An 18,787-nucleotide genomic window follows, 5' to 3' on the forward strand; every position below is an offset into this window, starting at 1 on the left:
TCACGTTGTATTTAAAAATAACCATCGAATTCTGTAACAATTTTGCCGTTTTACTCATATTGTATATTAAAAAATATGAAAGAAGCAGGTGAATTACATGTCAAATAATTGTGGTTTATTTAATGGTGAAGGCGGCGGTATTGATACCAGCCTATTATTCTTCTTCTTACTGTTAGTTATCATTTTCTGTAACTGCTATAACTAGAGAGAATCACCAATATAAAAAGGACTCCTTTCGGAGTCCTTTTTAACGTGGCATTATAGCCACTTGATATTATAGTAACCGCTACCACCGTTAGATTTCTGAACCTTGATGTAGTAAGTACCTGGATACAAATACCCAGTATTGTTAGTATTCAGTGAAATTAAACTTTCGGTCTTGTTGTAATACAATGTTTGAGTTACTGAACCAACTGTATATTTTCCGCCTGTGATGGTGAACTTAATGCCGCCGTAACTAGCACCCTCACCAGGTAAAGCGTAAAGTTTGATTCTTACTTTCTGTTTTTTCTTAACAGTGATTTTGTACCAGTCTCCTGAAGTACTGCTCTGCGACGCAGTGATGATGCCCTTCTTCGTCTTGCCTTTGTACAGGGCTTTTGCCTTGCTCTTAGTGCTGCCACTGCTTTCAGATACTTTTGTGAACTTGACATTTAGACCGTAAAATGGGTCGGTTGTCTTTACTGCAATATAGTATGTTCCTTTTGCCACGCCAACACGTGTTTTATAGTTTTTTGAAGAGGAAATATATTCGTACCCATTTCCACCTTTAAATAGGTTCGTCTTTTTTGAGTTCGCTAATTTAATATTGAAAGTTGGATAGGTTGTCGCAGCACTTTTAAATTCTACTGTAAAATACCCGGTGCTAGGAGCTGTTACCTTATAATACTTTGTCGTATTATTAGGACTTGAACCATAATAAGTCTTTCCTTTGGTCAATGTTCCGCCTGAAGTAGTTGCATAAGTCGCAAAAAGTACAGCTTCCCCATCTCCATATCCTGTTTTTAACTGTAAAGTGTAAGTTCCAGCGGCTTTAACTGGGAAGTATACATAACGATAATCCTCAATGTCTTGCGAAGCACTGATATAAACGGAGGATGAATAAGACGTACTAGTTGTTCCATTTATAACTTTTCCGTTTTCATCTGTCAGGGTTGCATAACTGCTATTTGTTAGCACCATAGGAATTGCCAGCATGGATGCTTTGCTAACCTTGATTTTTACTGTGGCTGGTGATGAACCATTAAATTGTAAATAAGCATTATCAATGTTCTCACTAGCAGGGAGGTTGTTTTGATTTACTGCATTAATCGTACCTCCATTTTCAACCTGGGCCTTTGCCTTTAGAGATTTTGTTGACATTGTTGTATCCGCAAAAACCCCCTCAGTTCCTGCAAATACTGTGGTTAGAACAAGTGCCAGTGTCAATGCGACACTAATGATTCTTGACTTTTTCATAATATTTGTCCTTTCTTAACCTTAACTATTTTCCTGTTAAAATTATTATACGAAGATATCTAAAAAAGCACAATAGATATTTGAAATATTAACTAAAAATTAACTGATTTCACTATTTTTACTATATTATTGTAATTTCTAAAATGAGTGGTAAAATAGTAATTAAGAATAAGAAGTACTATGCAATATTTTATATTAATTAAAGGAGAAAAAAGTGAAAAAGAAAAGCAGAATTGCCATTATTTTGGCTATGTCATTCATTATTTCCATACTGCCTGTAAATGTGATTTCCGCCTTTGGTGCTACAGGTGAAGCACCGAGTAATTTACAGGTTGATGAAGGGTGGAATGGGATCTATCTCTTTTGGGATAATATAGATAGGGGTAATAATAAAGGCTTAAATTATTATGAACTCTATGTTAAAGCACCTGAAGAAAGTGATTACGAATTGCTGTCAAAAGTCAGTGACAGTGATAAAGATCAAAAGGATTTCTGGCAGTCACTGGACCCTAATAAAACACAGTTTCGATATATTCACAGGCCGACAGTGCCCGGCACATATTATTACAAATTAAGGGCGGTCTACGTAGATGACATATTCAGCGAATGGATTTATGGTGATATAGATTATGCCGCCTTAGAAAATCCAAAGATGAAGGCATCTGCTTTGAATGGTTCATCGATAAAGGTATCATGGAATAAAATTAAAAATGCCGATGGATATTATATTTATAAAACCGTTAAAAGTACTCGACGTCCGTTTCCTAAGGTGACAATCGCATCGGGGAATACTACTAGTTGGATAGATAAGGATATTAAAAAAGGTGTAAAATATGAATATCAAGTAATTCCGTATATTTATGTAGATGGAAAGGCTATTTCTAACATGGGGTCAGACTATGTAACTGGCGCTGCAGGGGTTGCAAAGGCAAAGATTACGTCTTTGACTACATCTGCCGGCAGTGCCACAATCAAATGGTCAATGCTTTCAAACGCTAACGGCTATGAAGTTTTTAGAGCAGAAAGTGCCTCGGGAACATACAAAAAAATTAAAACAGCAACAGGCTATGCAGCTACCACCTTCACAGATCAGAAGAAAACATATGGGAAGACATATTACTATAAGGTCAGAGCCTATACTAAGGTTAATGGAACAAAATATTATGGTGATTTCAGCAGTAATAAAAGTATTAAGATATCGAGCAAGACTTTGACGCAGCGACAGGCAAGAAAAGCTTACCTTGCATTGAAAAATCAAAGCTTGTATTTTCCAAGCACATTGATAGTCAATAAAATTTACTCTGGCAAAATTAATGGTCAAAAGGTAATCATGATTGATTACAGTGCAGAAAATGCGTATGGCATTAGGACAAGAGATTATTTTACATACTGGCCGTCAAACGGATATTGGAATCACGACTATTCACTATTAGCGTTAAAGAACAAAGTTACCCTCAACAAGAGCAAAATCATTCATTGGAACTAAGAAAAGCACGCTCGGCAATGCCGAGCGTGCTTTTTGATGTAGAAGTTATCTGGTGGCGTTGGTAGGCAGGGTAGGCTGTGAATAATAGATATATACGTATTTGATGTTGTAGAAGTCCACCGCCATGATGTTCTGTGTATTGATTTCCTGCAGCAAGATGTAATTGAGGCCGACACCGACTAAGTAACCATAACGATCTTCGATGACCGTAGAACCGACGATCTGCTCAACACGGATGTATTTACCAATCTGTGTTCTGAGAAAACCGTTCATGTACTGCAGGTTTTCATAGTTGATCACTTCCTGATAACCCGGTGGAAGAAGGGGATTGTTTGGAACTTGAAATTCTGGTGCGTTTGGCAGGACCCCTTCTGGCTGTACTGAACTGCCGCCTGTGGAAGGTCTTAAATTATTAGTGCCGCCGGGCATAGCAGGATTATCGAGATCGAGGCCCTGTGCAGCTGCAACGCCGGAGGCCGTAGGGATATTTGACGTACCAGGTACAGGGGCAACGCTTGCTGTAGCAGAGGATGAAGGCATGAATCCTGTCATCTGCTCATAGGAAATTCCGTCAATCGGTCTGTAAGCCAAGTCGTCGAGTTGGTTGCTGCGGACGGAAACCGTTCCGCATCCATTTGCACTGTTGCATGGCATAATCATAAAAAATTACCTCATTTCTATATTTTTTCTCTTTATTGATTTATCATCATGTATCTGCATAGTATGAAGTCGGAAGGTAGAAGCAGTGGTCGCCTATCCGGTTATGGATAACGCCTACGTTGGTTGGAAAGTATGTTGGACATTTGGTACTATAGGGATTGTGAAAGAAGAGTGATTCATCAACACCCATCAATCGACCCCCTCCCATTGCCCAGTCTACAATATCAAAATGCTCCTGTGTAGGATTCATATTATAAACATTCTGCGGGTTATAAACACCACCGACGCTTTCTCTCATACAGACGAACTGTCCTGGCTGTGTGATGATATTTCTCACGTCTCCGCCTCTGCTGACACGGGCAAACTCACCATAACTGATGGTAGCCCGGTTCATAATGACAGTTGCAACTGCTCTCATTCCATCTTCACCTTCTCCTCCTGCCTCGCACTGTATCAGGCGGGCAAAGAGTTCTCTGGTGTCATAAGCCATGATTTTCACCTCAAGGTTAAAAGATTTCACTAACATAATATGCAGATTCGACAAAATGTGGTATACTTTTATTTGTATAGACATAAAAAGAAGAAGGGAGACTGAGATTATGTTATTTGGAGCTTTTGCTATTTTGATGATTATTCCGGTGATTTTGATCTTTACGATTGGAATCCCTATCGTCATAGCAGTATGCGTTTATAAAGATGCAGATAAAAGAGTAGACTGCAGTCCGTGGCTGTGGGCTTTGGTAGCGGCTTTAGTGCCGAGTTACCTGGGATTGGTAGTGTATCTTGTCATCAGACGGGACTATCCATTGAAGAACCCGGCAGCGCAGAATTATCACAGAAATCCGCCAGAAGATGGTACATATTATCAGGAAAATTATGATCAGCAGGTGCCGCCGCAGAAGACTGGTCTGCCTACATGGGCAAAGGCCTTGATTATCATCGGCGCTGTCATTATAGGAATCTGTATTATTTCTTTAATCGGTTCTGTATTGTATTCTGTCTTTGGCTATGATCAGGGAATTTCGTATTATCATAACTTTTAACTATAGAGGATTCGTCGCACTTAAAAAACAGGTAATCCGGTTTGTATCCGGTACACCTGTTTTTTTACATTAAATATCTAAGAAACGCTTTAATTCAGTAAGCACCTGTGTAACTTCTTTTTTCTTTATTCTATATAAAATATTGTTCTTTCTTCGTATGGAACAGAGCATATCTGCTTCTTTCAATATTCTCAAATGCTGCGAAATGGATGCAGGCGTAATATTCAGAAGGGAGGCTAATGCTTTGTTGGTCAATTCCCTGTCTAAAAGGAGTTTTACAATAGAGAGCCGGGTAGGGTCGCTAAATACACGGATGGATTTTGCCATGTTGTCAAAAGTGGTGGACATGTTTGGCATCAGCATATTTCGATAGATGCTGATACGATTGTCATAGATGTTGATCATCAAGTGCGGATAAGTAAAGGCGGACAGAATAATCTTTATTTCTTTGATTTCTTCAGACTGCACTTTGAAGTCAATTTGCTTCTTCATGATAAGGGTATCAGACTCGTAAATTAAATCATCGTGGAGAGAAGCGATAAAATTGATCGGGTCTGCAGCAGCAAACTGAGCCTTTTCTTTGATTGCGGCACCGCGATAAAAGGCACAGGTTTTTTGCCAGTGGCTTTGAAAATAGACGTTGTAATAAAGGGTGATGATATCGATCATTTCTTTTCTAACTTCGTCTACGTTCCGGATGAAGTATTCTGCGTTATCACGACTGACATATTGATATAAGTCACATAAGTCGTATTGATCCAAGTGTTCAGGATGCTGCAGCAGATCATAAATGTTATCGTCACTGCCTAATAGGGTTTCACCGAGAAAGATGTAGGCGAACTGTTCCCGCGGCAGATTGTCCAGCCTTTCTATGACAGAGAAGAAATCATCAAAATAACCTGTCCGTTCTGTGCAAGGCTTTGTAAAGTTATCAATTAAGTCCATAACTAGATCCCAGTTTGCATAGCGATTACCGAAATCGACAATTTGTTTGATTAACTTTTTCTCCACATGGCTGATGACGTGATCATACCAGTCGATACAATTGACGTGATGGCTGGGGTCTGTAATCACGTGGAGACTGCAGACTAACTCCATGGCGCAGCCATACTGAAATGAAACTTTGACCTTTCCAGGCAGGCTCTTTTTTATCACTGGCATGATACCTCCTCCTTTTCCTCTATTATCATCTATTCTTGTACAAAAAACAATACAGATGCGGCTAATTAAGTGATTAACTAATCCTTTCAATACTATTGCAATAGACAGACAATTCTGATTTAATGAAGGCGAATTCATTAACCGGTTAATAGAAAATGGAGGATGAATAGGATATGTTAGTAAATAAACAGAATATTGCAGGTGGTTATTTTGCGTATCTGTCACAAGAACAGATACATCTCATTCACATGGCATCGTTAGAAATTTTAGAGCGCACGGGCGTTGTAGTCTTGGATGATGAGGCTCTTGCACTCCTTGCGGAAGCAGGCGCTCACATAGAGGGAAATCGAGTGAGAATCCCTTCAAGGCTGGTTGAAGCTGCCATTAAAAGTGCGCCGTCAAAGATTACCCTTTGCAATGTGGACGGAGAGAGAAAACTGCACCTTTACAGAAATAACGTCTATTACGGACTGGGAACAGATCTGCCTAAGTTTATCGACCCTTATACGGGAGAAATCAGAGATACTGTACTGAAAGACGTAGAGGATGTAGCCAAGGCTGCCCAATATGCAGACAACATCGACTTTGTTGCGAATTTAGGTTTGGCAAGCGATGTCAGCCAGGATGTTGTGGACCTGTATCACTTCAAAGCGATGAGAAGTTACTGTGACAAGCCCAACTGGATTACGGCTACCGATTATGGAAATATGAAAGCGCTGATTGATATGGCAGCAATCAATGCAGGCGGTTACGATCAATTAAAACGCAATCCCACCATTGGCTTATATGGCGAACCGATTTCACCGCTGACTAACAGCAAAGAGGCGACGCAGAAACTGCTGCTCTGTGCTGAATATGGCATTCCTGTAACTTGGGCTTCAGGGATTATCGCAGGCGGAACAGGACCGGCGACTTTAGCGGGAACCATTGCCTTAGGCAATGCGGAAGGGCTCAGCGGGCTTGTCATTCACCAGCTTAAGAACCCTGGCGCACCATTCATCTTTGGCCTTGTGGGGTCCACTATGGATATGAAGGCGTCCATCAGCTGCTACGGTGGAGCGGAATTGCCGATCATTCATGCCGTTGTAGGACAACTGGCTAAGTTTTATAATTTGCCGTGTTACGGTACAGGCGGATGCTCTGATTCCAATGCTGTTGACGTACAGGCAGGAGTAGAAGCCACCTTTTCCAACATGTTGGCAGCTCTCAGCGGAACAAATCTGGTTCATGATAACGCTTATTTAGGTGCTGGTTTGATCGGCAGCCTGGAAATGATTCTGATGAACAGTGATATCGTCGGCTATATCAAACGAATGGAAAAAGGTATAGAAGTCAATGAAGAAACCTTATGTCTGGATCTGATTGATCAAGTGGGCCCAGGCGGACAGTATATGACTCAGACGCATACCTTCCAGCATTTTAGAGAAGAGACTTATTACCCGGAATTTATGAATCGAAAGCAGTATCAGGCTTGGCAGATCGCTGGCAGCGAGGATATCCGCGCGGTTTTAAATAAAAAAGTGCGGGAAATCATCGAAACAGAGACAGAGCTTTTAATTGATGAAGCAGTTATCAGAGAATACGATCAGATCATCAGGCGCAGAGAGACTGAAATTGCTGAAGGCAAACACCACAGAGAAGATTTTTAAGGAGATGAGAACATGTTATTTAAAATCGCAGATGCAGTCAAAAACTATGAAATTGATGCTATAGAGACTTATGTCAGTGCGGCTCTAGCTTCCGGCGTCAGCGCCAAAGAAATCCTCGATGAAGGGCTTGTGAAGGGCATGGACGATATTGGCAGGAGATTTTCCTCTGGGGAGGTCTTCGTGCCAGAGGTTTTGATGGCGGCAAATACTATGCAAACTGGAATGGACCTCATAAGAGAGGAGTTGGTATCTTCTGGTGATGACCAGTCAAAAGGCCGTGTAATTATCGGAACGGTGAAAGGCGATCTTCACGATATCGGCAAGAAATTGGTCGGTATGATGTTCGAAGGGGCAGGCTATGAGGTCATAGACTTGGGAGTGGACATTCCGGCGGAGACCTTTGTGGAAAAGGCAAAATCCCTGGACGTCGATTTTGTTGGCATGTCGGCGATGCTGACTACAACTATGACGGAGATGAAACAGGTGGTAGATATGTTGAAAGCACAAAATATCAGGGCAGTTCCGCTGGTTGGCGGTGCTCCTTTGACTGCTGAATTTGCGGCATCCATCGGCGCTAACTACTCTCATGATGCCGCCAGTGCAGTTGATCTAATCAAGAGTTTATAGAGAACTGAGACAGGTTTGCAATGGAAAGCAAACCTGTCGGCGCAAGAGAAAGGAGTGAAAAGAAATGCTTACATTGGTGGACAATATCATCGTCGTAGCAGCGGTAATCGGTATTCTGTTTGTAGCGGCATATTTTTCCAAGACAGTGCAGGACATGGAAAGCTACTTCGTCTGCAACAAGTCTCTGCCTTGGTCTCTGACAGTAGGGACTTTGGTATCCACCTGGTACGGAGGCGTAGGCACTTTGGGTTCAGTAGAATGGTTTGCAATTTATGGACTTTCCATGTTTCTGATGTGGTGCTTTACCGCCCATGCGGCCAGGATTCCTCTAGCCTTGTGGATAGGGCCGAAGATGCAGATCAGAACGGACATGACCGTGCCAGATGTACTGAAACGTTCCTACGGTAAATCAGTGGCCATCATCGGTGCAGTTCTGATGCTGATTTATACTTGCCAATTCGGCAATGTGACCTCTAGCGGATTTGTCGGCAAAGTGGCATGGGATGCCCCGTTTCTCGTAACAGGGGGTATCGTCATGATTTTGGTGGTTCTCATCGCGGTGGCAGCAGGATTGATGGGAGTAGCAGTGACAGATATGATCATGTTTTTCTTTCTGGGCGTGGCTGTAGCCATTACGGTTCCCATTCAATGGGGCGCTATGGGCGGCTGGGATGCGGTCACTGCAGCTATGGCGGACAAGCCGGGCATCCTCGATCCTGTAGGAGGATTGACGGTGACCAAAGCACTGTTCTTTATGATCATCGCTTTGACCGTTTATGCTGATCCGGCCTTTTATCAGAGATTTTCTGCATCGGATTCACCAAAAGCGGGGAGACGTGCTATGCTGACCTGCCTTCTGATCTGGGTGGTTATGGATGCAGTGTTGTGTGCAACCGGCATGATGGTCAATGTGGTTCACCCAGAGATGGACCCAGGGCAAGGGTATGTGGCCCTGGTGCTGGAGACCCTTCCTGTAGGCCTGCGCGCTTTGTTCGTCGTCGCTTTGATCGGTTCGGCCATCTCTGCACTGGATAGCTACCTATTATGTGGTGGTACACTTTTTGCTTACGATATATATGGAAAGCTGAGGAAGAACCCGACTCAAAGAGAACTGTTATTGCTGACAAGGGTTTCCATTGTTGTTCTCGGCATCATCGGCCTGGTCGTTGCATCAAAGTTTACAGTAGCCATGGATCTGTTCGGTTATGTATCAGCGATCTGGGCAGCTGGCGGCGTAATTCCTGTGGCCGGTGCGTTGATCTACAAAGGACAGAAAACGCCGGCCGGCGGACTGCTGAGCATGCTTGGCGGCAGTCTGGCCTACATTTATACCCTGATTTGGCCGCTGACTTTTGTAGACGACCCGCTGCCGCTCTGTTTCCTCGTGTCTCTGATTCTTTATATCGTCGGCAACCGCATTGGCAAGCCCGTTGAGGCGGCAGAAATCCAGGCGGCCTGAAAGGAGTTTCATCATGGATAATAAGAAAAAAGATAAGATAGAATGGCTGGGAATGGATGGTCTGTTGGTCTTCGGCTACTTTCTGCTAGTCGTTATCATCTTCTGTTCCTTTAAGTTTAGAATCGACTTTCTGACGGCATGGGTTTTCCCTCTGGTGCTCCTGGCCATCGTCTTGACGGTGACCATCAATTACGCCAAGACCTTGGGCAGTTTCATCAAAATGCAGAATCAGAAGATAAAGGAGCGTAAGCAAAAATGAGCAGAATTATAACCTCGCTGAGGCAGAAAATGCAGAAAGCGGAAGCCATGCAAATCGCTGAGAAAAAAGGCGACTGGCTTTGGAATATTGTATTCCATAAAAGTCCGCTCAGCGAACTTCGGCTCATGTATATTGAGTACGTACTTTTAGAAATTGAGACGGTGTCTTCTCCTACCTTGATGAACAAAATGCGAAAAAAGGCTTCGCAGCCTGTCAGGAAAAAGCTGAAAGTATTGGTCAACGGCAGTACTGGCGGTGTATCTTTAGTAACAGATCAAAACTTACAGATTGAGGAGATAGAATTAAATGATGAGGCGGAGATTCAAAACAAGGCTTTTGACGATGAAGAAGCGGAGAAGCGGGCAAAGGTGCTGGCCCACAAGATCACCCATCGATCAATGGGCGGCATGCATGAAGCAGAAATCGTTGGCCGTTTGTCAATCTACCGCCCCTTCTGGGTGGCTTTTTACGGCGATATGAAACAAGGGAATCGAGTGCGGTATATCACCATTGCTGCCGATGGAGGTCAGCATCAGAGAGCGCGATAAATTAACTATTTAAAGATAAAGTAAATAATACTTCTTTTTATGACGTATAGCATACATAATTAAAGTATGATATAATATGTTAAGTTTGCACTGCCGAAAGAGTCTGTTTTTCTGCTGGCGAACAGACGATTGCCAATTGCTTTTTTACGGTGAAGAGCCGAAGCTTTGGGCGAGTGCTTCTACTTGATTGACATCGTTTCTTTTAAGAAAGTAAATGGAACATACACCTTAATCTTGGGGCAGGAAAATGAGAGTGTAAAGCAGGCGGTCTTTACTTCTGAAAATTTGACTAAAGGTTGGAAGTTTTCAGAGATTGGTGAAGGAAAGATCCATACAGCAGGATAAGAACCAAGAGTTTCCATGTAAAAGGACTAAATCAGTCTGAATTTGTGGAAATTCTTGTTTTTTTGAACCTTTTAACGCGGCAGAGCGTATGTATTAAGGAAAGGGGGACAGGCCGATGGACAATTATATAGAAGTTTACGGACGACGGCTCTACGGCCTGTGCATGAATCTGTGCCGTGAACGAAATGAGGCGGATGATCTCTATCAGGAAACCTGGTTGAAAGCTTTGCAGCATTTTGACCAGTATGATCAGAGCCTGGACTTTGAGCCTTGGATAACGAGGATCTGCATTAATACCTACAAAGATGTCTGCCGAAGGAAAAAACGAAGTCCTTTTTTCGATTTCTTTCAATCCAGTGAAGAGAAAGATGCCATCATGGAGAGGACTCCTGGCCGGGAACGAAATTACGTCGAATTGAAGGATGCGGTGGACAGACTGGACGAGAAATTGCGTATGACTGTCATTCTGTTCTACTTCAACGGATTGGATCAGAAGCAGACGGCAGAGACATTGAACGTACCACTGGGCACGGTGAAATCCAGGCTGAGTACGGCACGAAAACTGTTAAAGGAGATGATGATGGATGCGGAAAAGTTTTGAGTTTGAAAAATGGCAGCCGCCTGCTTTGACAGAAGCGTCGCTGCGTAAAGAATGTAAAAAACGGCAGAAACGACGAGTGCTGTTGGCTTTGCTTGCAGTCTCTGTGCTGAATACAGTGCTTTTAGCCGTGCTGTTTGCCATGGCATGCCGTTATTCGATAGCCGCCGCGTTGGGTTTATTGATACTGCTTTGCTTCTCGATGATCTGTATGGGGGTAACTACTGTGATTCTGGTCACAAAAAGGGGGGATTTGATTTATGAGTTATATTAACACTTCATGGATTTTTATATTGTTTGCTGCGATAGCCGCCATTGTTCTAATTGTCGGATTGTATGTGTACAGAGATGCCAAAGCCAGGGGGATGAAGGCGGGAATTTGGACGATGATTGCTGTTCTGATGCCGTGTTTTATCGGACTGATCATGTACGTATTGATGCGGGATGATGAAAAAAATCTACGCTGCATCTCCTGTGGTTATCCCGTAAAGCCTGACTGGAAGGTGTGCCCGGTTTGTGAAACTCCTTTGCCCAAGAGCACACCGATGACTTCCGCCACCCTCGAGAAAGACAAGGGCATTTGGAAAGTCACAACTGCTGCAATCGTGATTCCCATATGTATTTGTGTTCTCATGGGTGCTGTCATGATGCCGCGGATTAATAATCATTATTTAGGAGGGATGACCAGCTATAATATGACCATAGATGATGTAAAGAACGAGGATTTGCAGCAGTGGTTCCGGGAATGCGATGCCAAGAACGACGATACTAGGTGCTATGTATTGTCGAGAAGCCGAGCCGGCGGAGAAGACAGTGATGAAAAAGAAAGCCATTATGTCATTTATATCAAAGGGAAGGACCGCCTGAAGTTTGTGGATGCTCAAACAAGCTTTGATCAATATACTTTGATGTTGGAAACAAAAGAAGGACAGAATGAGAACGGATATGTCATCATGGGAACGGCACATTACATCGGGACATTGAAGCTGCTCATTTCTATAGACGGCGCCACACTTGAGCCTGCCTATGGAGAGGCAGATTTTGATTTGCAGAGCGTCATCGATGATACTCTGGACGCTTGATTCCTATTTTTCTTTCTGTATCTTTTGATACAGATAAAAACGGCCTCTTGGACAGACGAATCTGTTGAAGAGGTCGTTTTATAAATAATTTCGTAGGTTATCTTTTCTTTGTTGCTCCCAGGTTTTCTTTGATGGCGCACAGTGTTCCATATCGTTTTGAAAAATCTACGCCCAGACTATCACCGACAAATTCCAGAACATCATCATAATACGTCGTGACGTAATAATTATCTTCAATATGTACGCAGCTGCACTTCTTCAGACTTCGAATCACCTGCTGCAGAGGATACTTTCTCTGCGTTTTTAATTCCAGAAGGCGAGTCAGAGTGAGAGCCACGAAGCAAGTGGAAAAGTGGGTATACATATGATCCGCTCTCGATACGAAATCAGGTCTGGCATGGAAGGTACTGTTGATTAATCTAAAAGAATTTTCTATTTCCCAAAGCCCAGTATAGACATCGACGATTTCTTCCTCGCTCATATCCAGCTCACTGGTAAGCAGCATATAATAGCCGTCGTACTTCTCTTCTTCCCGGAGACTTTTCTCGTCCAAATACAGCCCCTGCCTGTCCTGAATAATGGCTCCCGTTTTTTTATCATATTCGAGATTCTTGACGTAGGTTGCCGCGCCATAGGTGGTGGCTTTGTTGTATTTTTCGGGAGAGGCGATGATGTCTTTTGATTTCAGCAATACGTCTTCACGTTCCGCGATTGCCCATCTTGCATGGATGTCGTTGTAGAAGACAATTTGTTTTTCTTTTAACAAGACGGTTTTCTTTTTGCCATCAGGAGTCGTAATGCGAACCTCTCTGTTACAAATTCGTGATTTGATTCGGCAGTCTTTACCCAGAGGCCTGTATCCATCTTGATTGAGGACATATTTTTTGGTTTCTGTCTTTGCGTTTCGAATTGTTTGGGCTATGATGTAACCGTTGCCGCCGGAAAGCACGCTGTTGTAGAGAATGTCGGCGTTGTTGGATCTGTTGTCATCCACGATGATGACCTTGTCCACGCCGAAGTTATGGCGGGCTTTTTTGAGTGCCGGCTTCAATAGAGGCACATCATCCCTGATTCTAGGGAAAAGTTCATAGGACACAGGCAGCCTGTTTGTATCTACGAATAGACCCATCTGCACGATTGGATCCTCACGATACTCTTTGGATACACCTTTTTTCTGTAACAGGTCCTGTTCGCTGACCTCGAAGTAGTGGTTGGTCACATAATAATACATTTGACTTGTATCTTTGCCATAATTTTCACAAATACGGTCGTGAATCCAAGATTGCAATGGAAGTTTGTATTGATGAAAATAAGGAAAAGAGTGATATAAGTCGTCCAAGGAAAAATCCATTTTGTCAAAAAAACGATCTTTTTTTCCATAAATCTGTTTTTCTGATCCTGGATAAAGTATACGCCCATATACGAGAAGTTTCATAATGCTGTTGAGGCTGAAGTCGATATCTAAAGTCCTCTGACGCCCTCTAAAGAAGACATCCAGCTTCAATTCGTGGTAAAGTGCAGACAAAGCAGCATAACCATAATTCTTGATAAGGTCGACACCTTGATCTAATGATTTAGCAGGATTGATAGTGAGGTAAGTCGGCTTTGTTTTGGTACTGTATTCTTCGGTCATCTTTTTTGCTACTTCTTGAAAATGAGCAATTGGATCGTCATATTGCTTTTGCAGATCCTCCAAGTAGCCGACGTTCATAATTCTCTTTGTCTTAGATACCTTTGTAATGGGATCTCTATAGGACTGTACGATACAAAGATTGGTACCGTTCTTTCTCTTTTCTTTGATTAAAAACACGAGCTCCTCCTTTCCTGGACAAATTTGTCAATATCATTATATTATAAAAAACTGCAAAATGCCACAGAAATATTCATAAAAAAAATAGAAATATTACAAATGAATCCCTTGAATTTCAATGTATTCAGCGTTTGCTCAAAAAAACGAAGACAGAAAAATCTGTGAAAATGGTTTGTCTCACAATAAGAATAATGCTATCATGTGAATTGTAAAGAGGAGCTACATAAGAGTATTGGAAAAGAATATAATCATACATCCAATATGTAGTTATCAGTCATTATCGTTTTATAAATGAAAGGAGCATATTATTATGGATTTTAAACTAAGCAAGGAGCATCGCGCATTACAGGTTAAGGCAAAGGAATTTACAGAACAGGTACTTTTCCCTTACGAAATGGAATGTGAAGAAAACAACGGTATCACTCCAGAGACTCATAAATACATAACTCAGCAGGTTATGGACTGGGGATTCAACGCAACAAACCACTCCAAAGAGCACGGCGGACAGGGAATGACTTTATTTGAACAGGCACTGTGCAGTGAACAGTTCGGTATGTCAACAGGCGCTATCTGGGACGCTATTCCACAACCATCATTCCCAATGAAATTCGGTACGCAGGAACAGATCGAAGAATATCTGATTCCTTCCAACCAGTGCAAGCGTAGAGACGCATATGCAATCACAGAAGCTGATGCTGGTTCCGACCCAACACAGTGCCAGACTACTGCTGTTAAATGCGACGGCGGATACAAGATCAACGGAGAAAAATGGTACGTAACAGTTGGTAACGTTGCTGACTTCCTTCTTGTTCATGCACATATCGATGGGGATCCAGATAAGGCTACAGTATTCTTCGTAGAAAAGGATGCTCCTGGCGTAAGCGTAAAGAGAACACCAGAATTTACTCACCACTTCGCATTCAAACATCCTGAATTCACATTCACAGATGTAATCGTTGATGAATCAAAGATCCTGAAGGGAATCGGAGAAGGCTTCAACATGACAAAAGACTGGTTCGTAGAAGCTAGACTTGGAATCGCTGCTCGTTGCGTAGGCGGAGCTGAAAGAGTTCTGAACGTAGCAAACGATTGGGCTGCAGAGCGTGTAATGGGCGGAAGACCAATCAGAGAATATCAGGTAATCGAGCACATGATCGCAGACATGACTATGGAAATCATGGCAGCTAAGAGCTTACTGTACAGAGTTTGCTGGGAAATCTCAGACCCTGACATGGATCGTAAGCTGAAGCATGCAAGAGCATCCGCAATCAAACTGTGGTGTTCAGAAATGGTTAACCACGTAACTGACAAGGGCGTTCAGATCCTGGGCGGACGTGGATACATGAGAGAGAACCCAGTTGAAAGACTGTGGAGAGACCAGAGAGTTGACAGAATTTGGGAAGGAACTTCCGAAATTCAGAGAAACGTCATCGGCGGACAGATCAAAAAACGTGGCGTAGAACTTTACACTGGATGGGATTACGAAAAATAAATAACGAGTGCACGACGGAGCGAAAGCTCAGACGTAAACGCCAACCAGCGAAAGCTTGGGCGTTCTGGCATGAGACCTGCATCAGCGCTGGCTTCACAATCGCTGTGCCAGGGTTTCATATGCACTGATGTCGTCCACAAGGGACGACGCTTCGTAAGGTACGTTCTTTGAAACACACGGAAATACGTCCTATAGACGATATTTCCGTGTGTTATAAAAACTGTATCGCAATCGTGAGGTTCGAGTTCTCACAGTAAAAGGAGGTTTACATGTTACCTTTAGAAGGAATAAGAATTCTTGATTTAACAACACTTTCCGGCTACTGCGGGATGGAATTGGCTGATTATGGAGCAGAGGTTATTAAAGTAGAAACACCAAGTGGAGGGGATCCTCTTCGTGAGTTGGCACCATTAAAAAATGGCGCTAGTCCCCACCATGTTTTTCGCGATCGCGGCAAAAAAAGTGTGACTCTCAATCTAATGCATCCGGAAGGAAAAGAACTCTTTAAGAAATTAGTAGCGACAGCCGATGCTGTTCTGGAAAACTTTACCCCAGGCACTATGGAAAAACTTGGCTTGGGTTATGAGGACTTATCAGCAATCAAACCATCCCTCGTTTATGGACGCGTTTCAGCATATGGTTCTACGGGACCTGAAACGGATATTCCGCAGTCTGACTTAATTGCGCAGGCAAAGAGTGGTGTTATGCATTTTACCGGGTTCCCGGAAAACCCGCCGACTAGAATCGGATTTTCAATCTCAGAACACTACGCTGCCAGCTTCCTTGCGTCTGCTGTATGCGTAGCTATTTATTATGCAAGAAGTACAGGAGAAGGACAGATGGTGGAAACTTCTCTCTGCGGCTCCGCAATTGCTGTATCTGAAGATAAAGTAATTACATGGGGTGCAGATGGTGAAGACCCTATGCGTACAGGAAATGCACACCCTCTGATTAATCCATACGACATTTTGAAATGTAAGAACGGATATGTTGCGATGGGTATTTCGTCCGATGCACAGTGGACGAAATTCTGCAAAGCATTCAATACTCCAGAGTGGGACGAAGATGAAAAGTACTGCTCTAACTTAGTAAGAGGATACCATTATTTCGGAGATCTGAGAAACAAGATCGAAGATTTGTTTTCTAATTATACAATGCAGGAAATTGCAGCAATCTGCGATGAAAACCTGATTCCAGGCACGATGTGCAGTACGACAAGAGAAGCATTGGAAGAACCGCAACTGCAGGTTAGGAATATGATCGTTTCACTGGAAGATGAAAAGATCGGTAAGCTGGAGATGCCTGGCAAACCAGTCAAGTTTGTCGGCGAAGAGGAAGAACCTCTGCAAGCAGCACCAGGCCTTGGAGAACATAATGCTGAAATTTATGGTGCCTTAGCGATTGATTCTGTAGAACTCACGCACCTGCAACAAGAAGGTGTCATCTAGGAAGGAGTATAAGGCATGAAAAAAAGACCTCTCGAAGGAATTAAAATTCTTGATTTTTCTCAAGTTTTGTCTGCACCGTTCTGTGGCATGTTGCTTGCGGATATGGGTGCAGAAATTATAAAAGTAGAACGACCAGGGAATGGTGATATTTCCCGCGAATACGGACCATACAAAAACGATATCAGCCTGTATTTTTGCCAGTATAACAGGGGCAAAAAGGGCGTGGCTGTCGACATGCGTTCAGAAGAAGGCAAAGGCGTAGTGATGGATCTGGTATCAAAAGTGGATATCGTCATTGAAAACTTTAAGTCCGGGACATTGGAAAAACTCGGGATAGGCTATGAGGAGATGCTCAAGGTTAATCCTGGATTGATATATGGATCCATTGCCGGCTTTGGTACCTATGGTCCTTTATCTCATCTGCCGTGTATGGATATCATTGCAGCTGCACGAAGTGGTCTTGTGAGCACCACAGGACAGGGAGCAGATGCACCAATTAAACCAGGTTTTTCATTATGTGATACATGGGCTGGATTGCAGTTGTTCCGCGGCTTGACCATGGCACTGCTTCACAAACAGAAGACAGGCAAAGGCCTGCGTGTAGATATCGCAATGTTAGACTGCGCATTCTATATGTGTGAAGCACCGGTATTGGAACATTCTCTGACAGGAGAATTTACGCCGAGGACAGGCAATCATCATCCGTGGTATGCTCCATGTGGAGAGTTTGCTACGAAAGATGGCAATGCAGTCATCGCCGTGACTTGCGAGGAAGAGTGGACGCAGCTTTGCGAAACGTTAGGTCTGTCCGCTTTAGCGCAGGATCCACGGTTTAACAATAACGAATCCCGTGTCCAGAACAGAGAGGCACTGATAGCCGAATTGGAAAAGGTGACCTTGACACTGGGACGGTACGAACTTGAAAAGAACTTGTGTGGAGTTGGCGTTCCAGCTTCTGCAGTTCAAACACTAGCTGAGTTTGCAGGTAATCCGCAGACGAAGGAGTTAAAAGTTATCACCGAAATCAATCAGCCGGGAGTAGGCGATTATACCGTCGTCAACACACCGATCCGCTTCAGCAAAACACCAGTAGATCCTAATGGTGTAGCAGCAAGCTTCCCTGGCGCAAATAGTAAGGATATCCTCAGTGAATTGGGATATAGCCAGGAAAAGATCGACCAATTGATTGATAGCGGCGCAATTTATCAATCTGTTTAATGCTTAAAATAGTGGCGAAATATATATAATCTGCCTGATGTTTGAAAATTTCACTGATGCAGTGAGATTTCAAACATTAGACGGATTCATAAGAAGACCTAATCTTAGAAAGGACTTAACCCGTGAAACTAATTTCTGCAGATACAACGAAATGCGTGAAATGCCACGCATGTACAGAGGTATGCCCTATGAAAGTAATAGGAATATCCGCCAGCGGATTTCCGGAGCCTGAAAGTTTTGCATACCGTCTTTGTATCAACTGCGGCTACTGTGTAGACATCTGCGTTTTTGACGCTTTACATCATAGGGTCAGAAAACAGCGTTCTTCAGATTCCAGAGCAGCAATCAGAAGATACGAAGAAATGAAGAAAAAAAGAAAAAAAGAGCAAAAGAATCAATAGCCATTCTTTGTATCATTGGTAATTAGATTTCTCTACTCGCCCC

Annotated in this window: 19 protein-coding genes; 14 read left to right on the top strand and 5 right to left on the bottom strand. The window is 42.9% G+C overall.

What is annotated here, in order from left to right:
* Positions 1-258 precede the first annotated feature (258 nt).
* Positions 259-1,458 (bottom strand): hypothetical protein, encoded by a 1,200-nt coding sequence (locus ACMQ5W_RS01305; RefSeq protein ID WP_419022744.1) that lies wholly within the window; start codon positions 1,456-1,458, stop codon positions 259-261.
* A 214-nt stretch (positions 1,459-1,672) separates the two neighbouring features.
* On the opposite strand from ACMQ5W_RS01305, the gene ACMQ5W_RS01310 reads away from it, so the two are divergent.
* Positions 1,673-2,944, top strand: coding sequence for a hypothetical protein (locus tag ACMQ5W_RS01310; protein WP_419022746.1), 1,272 nt, complete (start codon positions 1,673-1,675; stop codon positions 2,942-2,944).
* 45 nt (positions 2,945-2,989) lie between these two features.
* Here ACMQ5W_RS01310 and ACMQ5W_RS01315 read toward each other — a convergent pair whose 3' ends face one another.
* Together ACMQ5W_RS01315 and ACMQ5W_RS01320 are read right to left on the bottom strand one after the other, a co-directional pair.
* Positions 2,990-3,604 carry a hypothetical protein gene (locus tag ACMQ5W_RS01315; RefSeq protein WP_148493346.1) on the bottom strand — a complete coding sequence of 205 codons (615 nt, stop codon included), beginning with the start codon at positions 3,602-3,604 and terminating at the stop codon, positions 2,990-2,992.
* A gap of 46 nt (positions 3,605-3,650) precedes the next feature.
* Positions 3,651-4,094, bottom strand: a complete 444-nt coding sequence (locus tag ACMQ5W_RS01320; RefSeq protein WP_148493345.1) for a cell wall hydrolase — start codon at positions 4,092-4,094, stop codon at positions 3,651-3,653.
* 109 nt (positions 4,095-4,203) lie between these two features.
* On the opposite strand from ACMQ5W_RS01320, the gene ACMQ5W_RS01325 reads away from it, so the two are divergent.
* A complete protein-coding gene (locus tag ACMQ5W_RS01325; RefSeq protein WP_419022748.1) occupies positions 4,204-4,647 on the top strand; it encodes a hypothetical protein in 444 nt (147 codons plus the stop codon).
* A 69-nt stretch (positions 4,648-4,716) separates the two neighbouring features.
* On the opposite strand, the gene ACMQ5W_RS01330 is transcribed toward ACMQ5W_RS01325, so the two are convergent.
* Positions 4,717-5,808 carry an ArsR/SmtB family transcription factor gene (locus tag ACMQ5W_RS01330; RefSeq protein ID WP_419022750.1) on the bottom strand — a complete coding sequence of 364 codons (1,092 nt, stop codon included), beginning with the start codon at positions 5,806-5,808 and terminating at the stop codon, positions 4,717-4,719.
* Positions 5,809-5,981: 173 nt separating this feature from the next.
* Here ACMQ5W_RS01330 and ACMQ5W_RS01335 point away from each other — a divergent pair, with 173 nt between their 5' ends.
* The 8 genes from ACMQ5W_RS01335 to ACMQ5W_RS01370 all read left to right on the top strand — a co-directional run bounded on the left by ACMQ5W_RS01335 (position 5,982) and on the right by ACMQ5W_RS01370 (position 12,375).
* Positions 5,982-7,457, top strand: coding sequence for a trimethylamine methyltransferase family protein (locus ACMQ5W_RS01335; RefSeq protein WP_419022752.1), 1,476 nt, complete (start codon positions 5,982-5,984; stop codon positions 7,455-7,457).
* A gap of 12 nt (positions 7,458-7,469) precedes the next feature.
* Complete coding sequence (locus tag ACMQ5W_RS01340) at positions 7,470-8,084, top strand: corrinoid protein (protein WP_419022754.1); 615 nt, start codon at positions 7,470-7,472, stop codon at positions 8,082-8,084.
* Positions 8,085-8,148: 64 nt separating this feature from the next.
* Positions 8,149-9,543: a sodium:solute symporter family protein gene (locus ACMQ5W_RS01345; protein WP_419022756.1), complete on the top strand. Its 1,395-nt coding sequence runs from the start codon at positions 8,149-8,151 to the stop codon at positions 9,541-9,543.
* A gap of 13 nt (positions 9,544-9,556) precedes the next feature.
* On the top strand, positions 9,557-9,802 hold the full coding sequence (locus ACMQ5W_RS01350; protein WP_419022758.1) for a hypothetical protein: 246 nt from the start codon (positions 9,557-9,559) through the stop codon (positions 9,800-9,802).
* Positions 9,799-10,350 (top strand): hypothetical protein, encoded by a 552-nt coding sequence (locus ACMQ5W_RS01355; protein ID WP_419022759.1) that lies wholly within the window; start codon positions 9,799-9,801, stop codon positions 10,348-10,350. The genes ACMQ5W_RS01350 and ACMQ5W_RS01355 overlap by 4 nt, the downstream gene beginning before the upstream one ends.
* A gap of 460 nt (positions 10,351-10,810) precedes the next feature.
* Positions 10,811-11,296, top strand: a complete 486-nt coding sequence (locus ACMQ5W_RS01360) for an RNA polymerase sigma factor (RefSeq protein ID WP_148493343.1) — start codon at positions 10,811-10,813, stop codon at positions 11,294-11,296.
* Positions 11,280-11,567, top strand: coding sequence for a hypothetical protein (locus ACMQ5W_RS01365; RefSeq protein ID WP_419022761.1), 288 nt, complete (start codon positions 11,280-11,282; stop codon positions 11,565-11,567). Before ACMQ5W_RS01360 ends, ACMQ5W_RS01365 begins: the two co-directional genes overlap by 17 nt.
* On the top strand, positions 11,554-12,375 hold the full coding sequence (locus ACMQ5W_RS01370; protein ID WP_419022763.1) for a hypothetical protein: 822 nt from the start codon (positions 11,554-11,556) through the stop codon (positions 12,373-12,375). The genes ACMQ5W_RS01365 and ACMQ5W_RS01370 overlap by 14 nt, the downstream gene beginning before the upstream one ends.
* A gap of 97 nt (positions 12,376-12,472) precedes the next feature.
* Here ACMQ5W_RS01370 and ACMQ5W_RS01375 read toward each other — a convergent pair whose 3' ends face one another.
* A complete protein-coding gene (locus ACMQ5W_RS01375; protein ID WP_419022765.1) occupies positions 12,473-14,185 on the bottom strand; it encodes an IS1634 family transposase in 1,713 nt (570 codons plus the stop codon).
* Positions 14,186-14,495: 310 nt separating this feature from the next.
* Here ACMQ5W_RS01375 and ACMQ5W_RS01380 point away from each other — a divergent pair, with 310 nt between their 5' ends.
* From ACMQ5W_RS01380 to ACMQ5W_RS01395, 4 genes are all read left to right on the top strand, one after another.
* Positions 14,496-15,677: an acyl-CoA dehydrogenase family protein gene (locus ACMQ5W_RS01380; protein WP_148493339.1), complete on the top strand. Its 1,182-nt coding sequence runs from the start codon at positions 14,496-14,498 to the stop codon at positions 15,675-15,677.
* A gap of 269 nt (positions 15,678-15,946) precedes the next feature.
* Positions 15,947-17,125, top strand: coding sequence for a CaiB/BaiF CoA transferase family protein (locus ACMQ5W_RS01385; protein WP_419022767.1), 1,179 nt, complete (start codon positions 15,947-15,949; stop codon positions 17,123-17,125).
* 15 nt (positions 17,126-17,140) lie between these two features.
* The gene (locus tag ACMQ5W_RS01390; RefSeq protein ID WP_419022769.1) at positions 17,141-18,343 is read left to right on the top strand and encodes a CaiB/BaiF CoA transferase family protein; all 1,203 of its coding nucleotides are present in this window, start codon (positions 17,141-17,143) and stop codon (positions 18,341-18,343) included.
* Positions 18,344-18,465: 122 nt separating this feature from the next.
* Positions 18,466-18,744, top strand: a complete 279-nt coding sequence (locus ACMQ5W_RS01395; protein WP_148493336.1) for a 4Fe-4S dicluster domain-containing protein — start codon at positions 18,466-18,468, stop codon at positions 18,742-18,744.
* Positions 18,745-18,787 lie beyond the last annotated feature (43 nt).

It is taken from the genome of Emergencia sp. (assembly GCF_048465375.1).
Classification (GTDB): Bacteria; Bacillota; Clostridia; order Peptostreptococcales; family Anaerovoracaceae; genus Senimuribacter.

Coding starts and splice junctions, on each gene's coding strand:
- ACMQ5W_RS01315 (WP_148493346.1), bottom strand. CDS start 3,604: ATGATTATGCCATGCAACAGTGCAAATGGATGCGGAACGGTTTCCGTC.
- ACMQ5W_RS01325 (WP_419022748.1), top strand. CDS start 4,204: ATGTTATTTGGAGCTTTTGCTATTTTGATGATTATTCCGGTGATTTTG.
- ACMQ5W_RS01370 (WP_419022763.1), top strand. CDS start 11,554: ATGAGTTATATTAACACTTCATGGATTTTTATATTGTTTGCTGCGATA.
- ACMQ5W_RS01340 (WP_419022754.1), top strand. CDS start 7,470: ATGTTATTTAAAATCGCAGATGCAGTCAAAAACTATGAAATTGATGCT.
- ACMQ5W_RS01345 (WP_419022756.1), top strand. CDS start 8,149: ATGCTTACATTGGTGGACAATATCATCGTCGTAGCAGCGGTAATCGGT.
- ACMQ5W_RS01320 (WP_148493345.1), bottom strand. CDS start 4,094: ATGGCTTATGACACCAGAGAACTCTTTGCCCGCCTGATACAGTGCGAG.
- ACMQ5W_RS01330 (WP_419022750.1), bottom strand. CDS start 5,808: ATGCCAGTGATAAAAAAGAGCCTGCCTGGAAAGGTCAAAGTTTCATTT.
- ACMQ5W_RS01380 (WP_148493339.1), top strand. CDS start 14,496: ATGGATTTTAAACTAAGCAAGGAGCATCGCGCATTACAGGTTAAGGCA.
- ACMQ5W_RS01360 (WP_148493343.1), top strand. CDS start 10,811: ATGGACAATTATATAGAAGTTTACGGACGACGGCTCTACGGCCTGTGC.
- ACMQ5W_RS01390 (WP_419022769.1), top strand. CDS start 17,141: ATGAAAAAAAGACCTCTCGAAGGAATTAAAATTCTTGATTTTTCTCAA.
- ACMQ5W_RS01305 (WP_419022744.1), bottom strand. CDS start 1,458: ATGAAAAAGTCAAGAATCATTAGTGTCGCATTGACACTGGCACTTGTT.
- ACMQ5W_RS01365 (WP_419022761.1), top strand. CDS start 11,280: ATGCGGAAAAGTTTTGAGTTTGAAAAATGGCAGCCGCCTGCTTTGACA.
- ACMQ5W_RS01335 (WP_419022752.1), top strand. CDS start 5,982: ATGTTAGTAAATAAACAGAATATTGCAGGTGGTTATTTTGCGTATCTG.
- ACMQ5W_RS01385 (WP_419022767.1), top strand. CDS start 15,947: ATGTTACCTTTAGAAGGAATAAGAATTCTTGATTTAACAACACTTTCC.
- ACMQ5W_RS01355 (WP_419022759.1), top strand. CDS start 9,799: ATGAGCAGAATTATAACCTCGCTGAGGCAGAAAATGCAGAAAGCGGAA.
- ACMQ5W_RS01350 (WP_419022758.1), top strand. CDS start 9,557: ATGGATAATAAGAAAAAAGATAAGATAGAATGGCTGGGAATGGATGGT.